The 14,473-nt window shown below is 36.6% G+C and carries 11 protein-coding genes; all 11 read left to right on the plus strand.

Annotated features, from left to right (window positions below; genetic code table 11):
- The first annotated feature begins 87 nt into the window (after positions 1-87).
- On the plus strand, positions 88-1,230 hold the full coding sequence (locus BV906_RS00170; RefSeq protein ID WP_087971455.1) for an acyl-CoA dehydrogenase family protein: 1,143 nt from the start codon (positions 88-90) through the stop codon (positions 1,228-1,230).
- Between the two features lie 100 nt (positions 1,231-1,330).
- Positions 1,331-2,677, plus strand: a complete 1,347-nt coding sequence (locus BV906_RS00175) for an acetyl-CoA carboxylase biotin carboxylase subunit (RefSeq protein WP_087971456.1) — start codon at positions 1,331-1,333, stop codon at positions 2,675-2,677.
- An 11-nt stretch (positions 2,678-2,688) separates the two neighbouring features.
- Complete coding sequence (locus tag BV906_RS00180; protein WP_087971457.1) at positions 2,689-2,901, plus strand: acetyl-CoA carboxylase biotin carboxyl carrier protein subunit; 213 nt, start codon at positions 2,689-2,691, stop codon at positions 2,899-2,901.
- 97 nt (positions 2,902-2,998) lie between these two features.
- Complete coding sequence (locus BV906_RS00185) at positions 2,999-3,781, plus strand: enoyl-CoA hydratase (RefSeq protein ID WP_087971458.1); 783 nt, start codon at positions 2,999-3,001, stop codon at positions 3,779-3,781.
- Between the two features lie 15 nt (positions 3,782-3,796).
- Positions 3,797-5,326, plus strand: a complete 1,530-nt coding sequence (locus BV906_RS00190) for an acyl-CoA carboxylase subunit beta (protein WP_087971459.1) — start codon at positions 3,797-3,799, stop codon at positions 5,324-5,326.
- A gap of 415 nt (positions 5,327-5,741) precedes the next feature.
- Positions 5,742-6,515: a polysaccharide deacetylase family protein gene (locus BV906_RS00195; protein ID WP_176330227.1), complete on the plus strand. Its 774-nt coding sequence runs from the start codon at positions 5,742-5,744 to the stop codon at positions 6,513-6,515.
- Positions 6,516-7,092: 577 nt separating this feature from the next.
- Positions 7,093-10,719 carry a dynamin family protein gene (locus tag BV906_RS00200; RefSeq protein ID WP_176330228.1) on the plus strand — a complete coding sequence of 1,209 codons (3,627 nt, stop codon included), beginning with the start codon at positions 7,093-7,095 and terminating at the stop codon, positions 10,717-10,719.
- Positions 10,720-10,733: 14 nt separating this feature from the next.
- Complete coding sequence (locus BV906_RS00205; protein WP_087971462.1) at positions 10,734-11,600, plus strand: 5'-3' exonuclease; 867 nt, start codon at positions 10,734-10,736, stop codon at positions 11,598-11,600.
- A 212-nt stretch (positions 11,601-11,812) separates the two neighbouring features.
- A complete protein-coding gene (locus tag BV906_RS00210) occupies positions 11,813-12,658 on the plus strand; it encodes a gamma-glutamylcyclotransferase family protein (protein WP_087971463.1) in 846 nt (281 codons plus the stop codon).
- A 172-nt stretch (positions 12,659-12,830) separates the two neighbouring features.
- Entirely contained in the window at positions 12,831-13,256 is a 426-nt protein-coding gene (locus tag BV906_RS00215; protein WP_087971464.1) for a PH domain-containing protein, read from the plus strand.
- Positions 13,257-13,265: 9 nt separating this feature from the next.
- A complete protein-coding gene (cysK, locus tag BV906_RS00220) occupies positions 13,266-14,186 on the plus strand; it encodes a cysteine synthase A (protein WP_087972142.1) in 921 nt (306 codons plus the stop codon).
- Positions 14,187-14,473 lie beyond the last annotated feature (287 nt).

A 14,473-nucleotide genomic window follows, 5' to 3' on the forward strand; every position in this document is an offset into this window, starting at 1 on the left:
GATTCATAACTATCTGTCTTATATGCACAATTCAGGAAGTGGTATGGTGGTTTCCTACTGCTCCTGAATGAATTAGGAGGTTAAGTCATGAATTTTGAGTTGACAAAAGAGCAGACAATGATTAAAAAGATGGTACGTGAGTTTGCTGAGAAAGTAATTAGGCCAAGAGCAATTGAAATTGATACAATGGCAGCGTTTCCTTCTGATATATTTGATCAGATGGGAGAACTCGGTTTACTAGGTATTCCATTTCCAGAAGAATTTGGAGGATCAGGTGGGGATACATTATCCTATGCCCTAGCTGTTGAAGAAATTGGCCGTGTATGTGGAAGTACAGGATTAAGTTATGCCGCTGCAGTTTCACTTGGAGCAAGTCCACTATATTATTTTGGAACCGATGAACAAAAAGAATTATTTTTGAAACCGCTTGCAAAAGGAGAGGCACTTGGTTCTTTTGGTTTAACCGAACCGAATGCAGGGTCAGACTCCGGCGGTACAAAAACAGCTGCTGTACTTGATGGTGATGATTATGTGATTAATGGAGAAAAGTGTTTTATTACGAATGCCAGTTTTGCTAAAATAATAATTGTAACCGCTGTCACAGGGAAAAATGATAAGGGGAAAAATATGATTTCTTCTATTATCGTGCCAACGGATACAGAAGGTGTCAAAATTACGAGCAACTATGACAAGATGGGTGTACGAGGTTCCGATACAGCAGAGATTATTCTCGAAAATGTTCGCGTTCCGAGAAAAAATGTGTTGGGTGAAGAACATAAAGGCCATAAACAGTTTCTCTATACGTTGGATGGAGGGAGAATTTCAATCGCAGCACTAGGACTCGGAATTGCGCAAGCATCTCTAGAAAAAGCCTTGGCCTATGCGAAAGAGCGTAAGCAATTTGGAAAAGCCATTTCTAGTTTTCAGGCTATTCAGTTCAAACTCGCAGATATGGCAATGGAAGTAGAACTTGCCAGAAATATGGTACATAAAGCTGCATGGATGAAAGATCATGGGAAACCATTTGGCAAAGAGGCAGCATTCGCAAAACTATTTGCAACGGAAACAGCATTTAGGTCAGCAAATCAGGCCATCCAGATTCATGGTGGATATGGCTATATGCGGGAATATGAAGTAGAAAGATATTTGCGTGATGCAAAACTATTGGAAATCGGTGAAGGTACATCCGAGATTCAAAGACTTTTAATTGCTAGGGAGCTAGGTTGCTAACATAATAAAATTTAATAAATAATCCAAGAGATTTTAACATACGTCCTTCAAGTAATAGCATATGATTATTTAATTAACGATACTCTATAGGAGTGTGTTTATGATACAAAAAATACTGATTGCAAATAGGGGAGAAATAGCTGATCGAATCATACGGACGTGCAAAAAAATGAGCATTGCCACGGTTGCTGTATATTCTGAAGCTGACAAGCAAGCATCATATGTTTCCATGGCCGATGAGAGCTTTCTAATTGGACCGCCCAAGGTAAATGAAAGTTATTTAAATGTCGATAAAATATTAGAGGTTGCTAAGGAAGCATATGTAGATGCGATTCATCCCGGTTACGGTTTTCTAAGTGAAAATGTACAGTTTGCAGAAACTTGTTCAGCAGAAGGGATTATTTTTATAGGACCAGACAGTAAGGTAATTAATCAAATGGGCAGTAAAATTGCAGCTAGAAATTTAATGAGGCAGGCTGGGGTGCGGGTAGTCCCAGGAACAGATGGTGCTGTTTCAACCACCCAGGATGCTTTAGAAGCCGCAAAAAAATTCGGTTATCCAATTATGTTAAAGGCCTCAGCTGGTGGCGGGGGTATTGGAATGCAAGTTGTACAATCTGACGAAGAATTAGTTAAAGCATTCGAAAGCAATTCAAATAGGGCCTTGAATTTTTTTGGCGATGGTTCGATGTTTATGGAAAAGAAAATCGAAAATGCCCGTCACATTGAAATCCAAATTTTAGCTGATGAACATGGTAATGCCGTCCATTTATTTGAACGAGAGTGTTCCATTCAAAGACGCAATCAAAAGGTAATTGAAGAGGCACCATCCATTTACATCTCGGATGAATTGCGCAAGTTAATGGGTGATGCAGCTGTAAAAGCGGTGGAAACGATTGGTTATACGAATGCTGGTACAATTGAATTCCTTGTGGATGAACAGGAGAATTTTTACTTTCTTGAAATGAATACGAGAATTCAAGTGGAGCACCCGGTAACGGAGGAAATTACGGGTGTAGATATAGTTGAACAGCAAATTATTATCGCAAATGGTAATGAAATGACAGTGAAACAAGGAGATTTGAGTATAGACGGTCATGCGATAGAGGTACGAATCTATGCAGAAGATCCAGTTACATTTTTCCCTTCACCAGGGCATATTTCTGTCTTAGAATTACCAGAAGGTCCACATATTCGAAATGAAACTGCCGTGAAAGCTGATTATCAAGTAACGCCTTTCTATGATCCGATGATAGGTAAATTAATTGTAAAAGAAAAAGATAGAAACAAGACAATTGCTTCATTAAAAGAAGCACTTTTAAATTATAAGATTGAAGGAATTAAGACTAATATTCCGATGTTAATAGAAATTATCGAACATGAACAATTTTTAAAAGGAAATACAACGACGTCATTTGTTGAGAATTACTATTTGATACAAAAATAGGAGGATTGAAGATGCAGGAAATTAAAGCAAGCATGGCAGGAAGTGTATGGAAAATAGTTATAAAACAAGGGGATTCTATTGAAGAGGATCAGGACATTGTGATTCTTGAATCAATGAAAATGGAAATCCCTATCGTTGCTGAATCAGCTGGGACCGTTAAGGAATTAAAAGTTGCTGAAGGAGATTTTGTTAATGAGGGGGATGTAATAGCAATCATCGAATAAAGCATAACCTTCTATTAGTCGCTACCGTCCTAAACATATGAACCGTAGCGGCTCTATATGGTCAAGTCCGTATTAGTATAAATGAATGGAGGTTATTATGGCTGATTATATTAAGTTGGATATAAAAGAAGAGCATGTTGCTGTTATTACACTCAATCGACCCCAAGCGGCAAATGCGTTATCAAGAAAAATGCTTGATGGATTGAATGAAGCAGTAGAATCTATCAATCACAATGCTTCAATATACTGTACGATTATAATTGGATTCGGAGAGAAAGCATTTTGTGCTGGAGCCGATTTGAAGGAAAGAAGCGGAATGTCGGAAGAGGAGGTAATCCAAACAGTTCGTTACATAGGAGAGACAATCACAGCGATAGAGAATATGAACATGCCAGTTATTGCTGCTTTAAATGGATCTGCGTTTGGTGGTGGATTGGAATTGGCGTTAGCGTGTGACGTAAGAATTGCAGGAGTGAACGTAAAGATGGGTCTGCCTGAGACATCACTTGCGATTATTCCGGGGGCGGGTGGAACACAACGCTTACCAAGATTAGTAGGGTTGGGACATGCAAAACGGATAATTTATACTGCTAAGCCGATTGGTGCGAAGGAAGCACTTTCGATTGGACTGGTAGAACAGACGGTGAATGGAGGTAACATTAAAGCTGAAGCATTAAATCTTGCGAAAACTATTTCCTCTAATGGCCCACTTGCATTAAAACAGGCGAAGAAAGCAATTAATATTGGTATACAATCAGATATTACTACAGGTCTTACGATCGAGCATTTAAGCTATTGTCAAACAATTCCAAGCAAAGATAGAATCGAAGGATTACAAGCATTTAAGAATAAAAGGAAACCTGTTTACGAAGGTAAATAGGTAAGGAGGATGATTATGTCATATTTGGATGAATTGCAGGATAGAATCGGCAAAATAGAAAAAGGTGGTAAGGAAAAATACCATCAAAGTAATGAAGCTAAGAATAAGCTTTTTGTCCGAAAAAGACTTAAACTTCTGTTTGATCAAGGTCTGAACGTAGAGGATGCATTTTTTGCCAATTGTATGGATGGTGATTTACCTTCAGATGGAGTTGTGACCGGTATTGGTAAAATTAGCGGACAAGATGTCTGTGTCATGGCAAATGATTCTACAGTTAAAGCTGGTTCCTGGGGAAAGCGTACAGTGGAGAAAATTTTGCGGATTCAAGAAACAGCAAAAAAAATGGAATTGCCGATGATTTATCTTGTTGATTCAGCAGGAGCTAGAATTACCGATCAAATCGAGATGTTCCCTGGTAGGCGTGGTGCTGGCCGTATTTTTCATAATCAAATAAAACTTTCTGGACGTGTACCACAGGTTTGTCTCCTATTTGGCCCATCTGCCGCTGGTGGTGCATATATACCAGCATTTTGTGACATTGTTATCATGGTTGATGGCAATGCTTCCATGTATTTAGGTTCTCCACGAATGGCAGAAAAAGTAATTGGAGAGAAAGTCTCACTTGAAGAGATGGGCGGTGCAACTATGCACTGTTCGGTATCTGGTGTTGGCGATATATTGGTGAAATCAGAAGAAGAAGCAATCCAGTATGCGCAAAATTATTTGAGCTATTTTCCTGCCAACTTTCGTTCAAAACCAGAAGCACGTGAAACAAAAAATGCTAAGTTATTTGAGAAATCAATTACAGATATTATCCCACAAAACCAAAATGCTCCATTTAATATGTATGATCTGATTAATCGAATCATTGATGAAGAAAGTTTTTGTGAGATTAAAAAGAAATTTGCACCTGAACTAATTACAGGGCTAGCAAGGATTGAAGGGAATTCAGTAGGAATCATTGCTAATCAACCTCGCGTTAAAGGTGGTGTTCTGTTTACAGATTCTGCTGATAAAGCAGCCAAATTTATTCAATTATGTGATGCATTTAATATTCCACTACTATTCTTGACAGATGTTCCTGGGTTTATGATTGGAACAAAAGTGGAGCGACAGGGCATTATTAGACATGGTGCAAAGATGCTGTTTGCTATGAGTGAGGTAACGGTACCAAAAATTTCTGTGATCGTACGTAAAGCATATGGAGCGGGACTCTACGCTATGGCAGGTCCTGCATTTGACCCGGATTGCTGTCTTGCTTTTCCTAATGCCCAAATAGCTGTTATGGGACCAGAAGCAGCAGTGAATGCAGTGGAAGCAAATAAAATTGCTGTGTTACCTGAAGAAGAACGCGCATCGTACATTAAACAAAAACAGGATGAATACAAAGAAAATATCGATGTTTATCGACTTGCTTCGGAAATGGTTATTGATGCGATTATCGATCCAAATACATTAAGAGAAGAATTAATAAAACGTTTTTCCGTCTACGCAGCAAAAAATATTACATTTACCGAAAGAAAGCATGGCGTATATCCAGTATAATAAAACCTTTTTTCGTCATGTTTGTTGTTTTCTATAAAATTTAACAATTGGGCTAAATTGTTGAATAACTTAGCCACAGAATACATCTATACAATTTCTTTAATATAATTAAATTATTACTTAGCAAACGATCAAATTCCCCTTACAATAAGGAGTGTCTGTAGTGAGGGGCGTCTGTCTCTACCACTTCAAAGCTTTAGCGAGGTAGGGACAGACACCCCTAATTTACACAAAAAGAGCCCTCTTTGTACGATAATAACAAATCCTTTCTCCCTTCATGCTTTGATAACATCCGTTCTAACCATAATAATCACATCAGGATTAATAATCCCTTCCGGTGTCATATCCTTTTGTGTAACTACTAAACCACAATCGTCATATAGTAAAAGATATATGGGTAAATATGGAGGTTAGCATGAATATGTACATTCGTTATGGTGATTCATGGTGGAATTGGAATGATCCCTATAGACAAATGATTCAAAGTCAACCGGAGGGAGGATCAGAAAGTGTCGGCAGAGAGCCAAATTTAGTCGCGAATTCGGTCTTACAGCGTGAATATCCCAACATTATTGTTTTAAGAGGTTCACTTGATGAAAATAGAGTGGCTTTAACTTTTGATGATGGTCCTGATATTCGCTTTACACCTCAAGTGCTGGATGTTCTTAATAAATATCAAGTCAACGCTACTTTTTTCCAGATGGGTGCCAGAGCAGCTGAACATACCGATATCGTCAGGAGAGTTCATGCAGAAGGGCATGCCATCGGAAATCATTCGTATTGGCATCCCAATTTAACAGAAGAAAACCTGGGAAGGATTCAATGGGAAGTAACATCGACGGAAGAAACGCTTGAGCAAATTCTGGGATTCCGTCCCAGATTATTCCGCCCCCCTTATGGTGCTTTAAACCGAGAAATTGCCGAATTACTGGGAGAGATGGGCAATACGGTGGTTCTCTGGAATGTCGATTCCTTGGATTGGAAGCAATTGGGAACTGACGTTATTGCCGACATTACTTTAGCGAATACTACGCCGGGTTCCATCATACTCATGCATGATGGCGGTGATTGGACAATGGATTTATCAGGTACCGTAAATGCTTTAGATGAGATTATTCCCCGTCTGCAGCAAGAAGGAATGGAATTTGTGACAATTCCTGAATTAATCAATGTCAGTGAAGCAAAGTGATTTCAATCGCTTAAGTAACGAGGAACTTATGATTAAGTGCTTTTCGGTGAATGCGGAGAAACTTGTACGTTCCTTATGGAGCAGGGGGCGAAATCAAAGGCTCTCCTATTGCAGAGTTTAATAGAGTAACAGAAGTAGAAAATGATCAAACTTCTTTATAAAAATTAATCTATTGGATAGGAATTCATTTTGATCAATCTTTTTTCAAAATGGATTCTTTCTATTTGAAGAGTCAACATCTGGGTTTCAAAGAGTATTTTTAATCAATCTTTATTTCAGACCTCCACCCAGAGCGGTAGCCGAAGTTACTTATCTTATGTAGCAACAGTTTATAGACTTTGTGAAAAAAACGACAATTTTGATGAGTGAAGAAACCTCAGTCCAAGCTTCTAGAAAATAGCCAATAATAAACTATGGTAACTATGATTTGCAATCGTTCATTATTTACTATAATTATATTATGTTAACTAAATTTTTATTAACTTAGTATGAAATCGCTTTAAAAGAGGTGGCAAACAATACTTTAATTCCGTATAATAGATTTTAAATGGGATATGTAAGAAAGGAACTGAATAACATGATCGTACAAGAAAGGAAGCATACCCTTAAACCAGATCAAATTGCTGGTGTTTATAGGGAGATAAGAGAAAATGGTGACAGGGCAAACGCCATTAAAATGTTGGAAATTTATGAAAAACTTAAAAAGCAGGAATTGGTTATCAGTTTTGCGGGGCACTTTTCTGCCGGTAAATCATCGATGATCAATACATTAGTAGGTGAAGAGATATTACCGAAGAGCCCTATACCGACAAGTGCTAATGTAGTAAAAATTAACTCTGGTGAAGGGGTTGCACGTGTATATTTTACGAGTGGACAGTCAGTAGAATATGAAGAACCATATGATATCGATATGATAAAAGAATACTCGAAAGATAAAGAAGCGATCAACAAGATAGAGATCAGTACAGGGAAACAGATTATTCCTGCAGGATCTGCCATTATTGATACTCCAGGTATTGACGCAGCAGATGATGCAGATAGAATAATGACGGAAGCATCCTTACATTTAGCTGATATACTACTTTATATTATGGATTATAATCATGTCCAGTCAGAAGTTAACTTACAATTCCTAAAAACAGTTCAAGAAAAGAGTCTACCATATTATGTTGTAATCAACCAAATCGATAAGCATGATGAGCAGGAATTGACCTTTAATAACTTTGATAGAAACATTAAACAAACGTTTGATCAATGGGGCTTAAAGCCAGAGGACATCTACTATACATCCTTGGTGGATCCCTCCGCAGCACATAACCAGATAGAAGAGATTAAACAGAAACTATTTTCTATCATGGATGATCGTAAGCAACATCTGAATATCTTACAGTCTGTAAAACAGGTGATGAACGACCATTGTAATTTCATCAAAAATATGTATGAAACTATGAAGAATGAATTAACTGAAGATGAAGCCAAATCGAGCAATTTCGATATTGTTAAGGAACTGGAAAGTACAAATACAAAAGTCTCTAATTTGGAAAATGAACCAATGCAGTTTGAAAAGGATTATATGAAAGAATTGCAACAAACATTAAATAATGCATATTTAATGCCTGCCAGCCTTAGAGATAAAGCGCAACACTACTTGGAATCCCAGCAGCCTGATTTTAAGGTTGGCTTTTTCGCTTCAAAAAGAAAAACAGCAGAAGAGCAACAATTAAGAGAGGCTGAATTTCTTTCCGACTTAAATGAAACGATGAATTCATCGATTCAATGGAGGCTCCGTGACAAATTAAATGCATTGGTAAAAAAATATGATGTGAATGATTCCGGAATTCAAAGCAAAATAAATGAAATAGAAGTTACATACAGCAGTCAACATATACGTAATCTAGTGAAACCAGGTGCAAAAGTGAATGGTGATTATGTATTGATTTATACGAATGATATAGCAGTTGCTATTAAAAATGATTATAGGCAGGTTGCGAGAAATATTTTAAAACCTATACAGACCTACATTAAAAATAAAAATGAACCAGATAAAGATAACTATCTTCGTAAGCTAGCTGAATTGAGTAAAGAAAAAAATGATAAAGAGGAATTAGAAAAATTACAATATGAAGAGAAACAAGCCTATGAACGATTGGAAAATCAATTAGAAAACCCATATGTCGATGAAACCGTTTGGAAAAATATGAAGAATGAACTGGCTATGGGCCCTAAACCAATCAGGCAGGAGAGTAAACCAACAAATAAATCAGTTGTTTCTTCTGAAAAGGAGCTTTTCACCAATGAGGATGAAAGGAATCCTGTAACTCAATCGAATTCGTCAGTAAATGTATTAACAAGTATAGATAATACAATCCAGTTGATTCAGGAACAACCGGGTTTTGAATCTTTATTAAATGATTTAGAAGATAAAGCATATCGGCTAAAACACCGTTCTTATACAATCGCACTATTTGGGGCTTTCAGTGCAGGAAAATCATCATTTGCTAATGCATTAATGAGTGAAAAGGTATTACCGGTATCTCCAAACCCAACAACTGCAACAGTTAATCGTATTCGCCCTGTAAACAAAGAAAACAAGCATGGATCTGTCGTCGTAACCCTAAAAGATAAGGAATCTTTAACAAATGACATAGCTATGATTACAAAAAAGTTGTCCCCAAAAGCAACTGAATTTAATGAAATGATGGAATGGGTGACATCGAATAAGATCGATGAGAGTAATCAGCTTAATAAGATGTATCAATCCTATTTGCGGGCGATGATTGCTGGATATGAAGAGATAAAGCGTTTCATAGGGAATACCGTCACAATAACAATAGAAGAATTTGGAAACTATGTAACAGATGAAACGAAAGCATGCTATATCGAAGCAATTGATCTTTATTATGACTGTGAGTTAACAAGAAAAGGCATTACGTTAGTTGACACACCAGGTGCAGATTCTGTCAATGCAAGACATACAAATGTAGCATTTGATTATATTAAACATGCAGATGCAATCTTGTATGTCACTTACTATAATCATGCGTTATCCCGAGCAGATAAAGACTTTCTGATGCAGCTTGGCCGGGTTAAGGAAGCGTTTCAACTCGATAAAATGTTTTTCATTGTAAATGCAGCTGATTTGGCTTCTGATGAAACGGAATTGAAACTAGTGACCGATTATGTGCAGGATCAACTTCAACAGTTAGGTATACGTCTTCCAAGACTTTATCCAGTATCAAGTAAAATGTCCCTGGAGGAAAAAATAGAAAAGCGCTCTCTCAACAAACAAATGCTAATGTTTGAACAAGATTTTTACCAATTCATCTATCATGACTTAGCTGCTTTAACAGTTGATTCAGCCATTTGGGACATACAAAGAACAAGTCATGTATTAGACAATTATATTCAATCGCTCGCGATGGATAAACAGGAAAAGCAAAACAGACAAATAGAGCTAGCCGAAAAGAAAAAAAGACTCACGGAAGATATTCGCAGCTTACCAACCACAGCTTACAAAGATCAAATAGAACAGAAAGTGGAAAAACAGCTATTTTATGTAATAGAAAGATTATCGATCCGTTATCATGATATGTTTAAAGAAATATTTAACCCAACAACCATTACAGAGTCCGGAAAAAGAGCGCTGTTTCAATTGAAAAGTTGCTTAGATAATCTTATTGAATATATAGGGTTTGAGCTACATCAGGAAATGCAGGCTGTTTCATTGAGGATGGAAGCCTATATTCAATTACAATTAAAAGAGGTCCATAAAAATTTGGCAACGAAAAGTGTAGTATCAGACGATTTATTTGAACTTCCCGAAATGAACAGATATGAATTGATAACACCTGATTATGAACAAGCATTATCAACATTGGAGACCCATCAATTCAATCGATTACTCTCAAAATTTAAAGATACGAAAGCTTTTTTTGAGAAAAACGAAAAGGAATTTATGAAAGAAGAGATGTATGCTATAATAGAACCTTATGCAAAACAGTATGTAGATGCAAGTCAGTCACATATGATAAAAGTATATACAAAGCAGTGGGATGAGATTGTTGATTTAATGAAAGAGCAAGTTGAAAATAATATCGATATTCAATTGAATAATTATCTTGAAATACTCATTTCTGCAGTTGATATGCCAGTATTAGTGCAAAAACAAGAAAAAATCAATTCTATTATAAAGCAGTTGATATAGGAGAAGTGTCTTAAATGGAAAAAAATAATGTTTTATTGGTTGATGGGATGGCATTACTTTTTAGAGGTTTCTTTGCAACATCATTTCGTGGAAACTTTATGATTACAAGTAAGGGAATACCAACTAACGGTATCTATCAATTTATGAGATACTTTCTGGATGCGGTAGATACGTTTGAACCTACACATGTAGTATGCTGCTGGGACATGGGAAGCAAAACTTTCCGTACAGAGCTGTACGAAGGCTATAAAGCAAATAGAGATACTGCACCAATCGAGTTGGTTCCACAATTTGATCTAGTTAAAGAAGTTGTCGAGGCATTTAATATGCCAAATATAGGTCTTGAAAATTTTGAGGCTGATGATTGTATTGGAACACTCGCAAAGCTATACGGAAAAGATAATAATGTAACAATTCTTACAGGAGATCAGGATATATTGCAGCTTGTTGATGAACATATTAGTGTTGCAATTATGAGAAAAGGCATGGGAAATTATGAAGTCTTTAATTGGGATAACTTCTATGAAAAGAAAGAAATAAACCCAAATCAGGTGGTAGACTTAAAAGGCTTAATGGGTGACTCTGCCGATAACTATCCCGGGGTGAAGGGGATTGGCGAGAAAACCGCATTAAAACTTCTAAAGCAGTACGAAACGATTGATAACTTGCTGGAAAATATCGATCAATTACCAAAAGGTGTCCAAACGAAAATTAACAATAATTTGGATATGCTGCATCTATCAAGATCGTTAGCACAAATTAAATGTGACGTGCCTATTACATGTGAGCTGGATCAAGCTCAATGGAAATATGATAAGAATAGAGTGACAATGAAATTTGAGGAATTGGAATTTAAAAATTTGGATAAATTATTATCATAAATATCGAAAATCCTCTGTATTCAGTTACAGAGGATTTTTGTTTTTCGTCAGAATCATTTTACCGGGGAGGGGTATGCGTAAAAATGTCGAGGGTATATGGCAGAGAAAAGGTGAATAAATTAAGCAATGGACCGCCACGATACTAGTTGTATAACTTTTGTATAATTATATCCTTTATAAAGAACAGCATTCTCAATTAGGAGGGATTCACAATGAATAAAATTTTTGTATATGGAACATTGCGTTTTAATGAGGTTAATCACATGTATTTGAAAGGTGCTTTATGTTTGGTGAAGCATGCTTGGATATATGGTAAATTATTTGATACGAAACACGGATATCCGGTTATGAAGGAGCATAATGAAGAAAAAGTTTACGGTGAATTATATGAAGTGACTGACACTCAACTTGCTGCTATTGATCGGTTGGAAGGATTCGAATTGGTTGGATCCGATAATTTGTATGAAAAGAAAAAGGTCACTGTCTATGATGACATTGGAGAAATAACAGAAGCACTGACTTATACAACAGGGAGATCACTTGCAGATTCTACTGATGTAATTCCATATGGGGACTGGAGAGTTTATCAGTACCTCCGTGAGGGTGCTATCTACTATTTTGCCTATGGTTCCTGTATGGATGATAGAAGATTTAAACTGGCAAAGGTAGATCAGCATTTCCGTAAGGTTATCGGAAGCGGAAAATTACACAATTATGGTTTTCGTTTTAGTAGAAATTCAAAAGACGGCGGGAAAGCAGATATAATCGTAGCAAACAGTGAATTTGTCGAAGGGATTATCTACGAGATACCTATTGAAGCTGTTGATTACTTGTACGAACGTGAAGGTGTGTATGTCGAAGCCTATCGTCCTATGATTGTTTCTGTGAACATGAATGATGGAAGAAATGTCGAGGTTTTAACGTTTATTGGAATCACTAAAAGTATAGAAACAAAGCCAACGGAAGTTTATGCTGATGAAATCTTAACTGGAGCTGGTAAGTTACTCAGTGCAACTTATATAGAAGGTTTGCGACGAAGGGTAAATCTTTTGACTTGAGTAAAATCGATGAAATATGATGACTAGGCATAAATCTTGGTAAATGGTATAAAAAGTGTCTATAATTATTAATTATAGGATGTTTAAAAAGTTCGGTTAATATGACACTCGACCTGTTTTATCCTCCTTTATGAATACACATTTATTTTATTAATGTGCAGGAGGAAATGGAATGTACTTCCCATCGAAAAAGGATAAATGGTTAACTATTTTAATATGGACAGTTGCTCTACTGGGCATGATGACTCCATTACTCAAAGGACAACTAGCAGCTGCGGGCATTATGTTGCTGCTTGGCTTAATTTTATTATGGTTCTGGTTTAAAACCGGCTATAAAATTGAAAATGACAAAATTAGGATATATTATGGTCCAATCAGGCAAACGGTCAAGATTAATGAAATAAAAGTTATTGTAAAGTCAAAATCCCCATTAACTTCACCAGCGCTATCCATGGATCGTATTCAAATCAGATGTGGGAAATATGACGTCACTTCCATTTCCCCTGAAGACCAACAACGATTCCTGGATACTCTCACAGGTTTAAATCCGGAAATCTCATTGGATTCTCGGTTAATGACAAAAAAAGCTAGAAAGTAGGTTTAGATGATGAAAGTTGTAAATGATATGACGGAACTAATCGGTAATACACCTTTATTGAAATTAAATAAGGTTGTCCCTGAGGGAGCGGCAGATGTATATATTAAGATGGAGATGTTTAATCCTAGTAAAAGTGTAAAAGACCGTGCTGCATATAATATGATTAAAGTGGCAGAGGAAGAAGGATTAATCAAACAGGGAGACACCATCATTGAACCAACGAGCGGGAATACAGGTATCGGCCTTGCGATGACTGCTGCAGCAAAAGGTTACAAAGCTATTATGGTGATGCCTGATAATAGTACAATGGAAAGAAGAAATATTTTAAAAGCCTATGGTGCGAAAGTTGTATTGACTCCAAGTGAGGAGAAAATGCCTGGATCTATTAAGAAAGCGTTAGAGATTCAAAAAGAAATTCCAGGCAGCTTCATCCCACAACAATTCGAAAATTTTGCAAATCCTGATATCCATCGAACTACAACTGCATTAGAAATCATTGAACAAACAGAAGGTAATCTAGATGCATTTGTATGTACTGCGGGGACTGGTGGAACTGTGACAGGAACTGGTGAAACATTAAAAGAAAAAATTCCGGGAATTCATGTTGCAGTTGTAGAGCCAAAAGGATCTCCAGTACTGTCTGGTGGTCAGCCAGGTAAACATAAACTCGTCGGTACAAGTCCCGGATTTGTTCCAGATATTTTAAACATAGCTGTATATGATGAAATTATTCAAATCAGTGATGAGGATGCAATTCATTTATTGCGTAGATTAACACGTGAAGAGGGCGTATTTCTTGGACCCTCAGGCGCAGCGGCAGTGTATGCTGCAATCAATGTTGCTAAAAAGCTTGGAAAAGGAAAAAAAGTCGTTTGTATTGCTCCAGACACAGGTGAACGTTATTTGAGTATGAATCTATTTGATGAGTAATCACTTTGAGTTACATAAAGGAAAGGAGCCCGAAGAAATACTAAAAGGTTCCGTTTTGAGTTGCATTTTCAGAAAATACAACTCGCATGACATTAAAATTGACCGATAAAATGGTGAATAAAAGTCGTCTAAACTAGACGGCTTTTATTATTAATATAACAGGGATAATATTAAGTTATTTAAAAATTACTTATAAAACAGTTTAGCTAAACAAGGCGATCACCAAAACGATCGTCTTTTATTAGGAATATGTTTTTAGAATATTATGTTACCACTGGATAGACTTA

Origin of the sequence: Oceanobacillus rekensis (genome assembly GCF_002153375.1) — a bacterium.
Classification (GTDB): Bacteria; Bacillota; Bacilli; order Bacillales; family Amphibacillaceae; genus Oceanobacillus; species Oceanobacillus rekensis.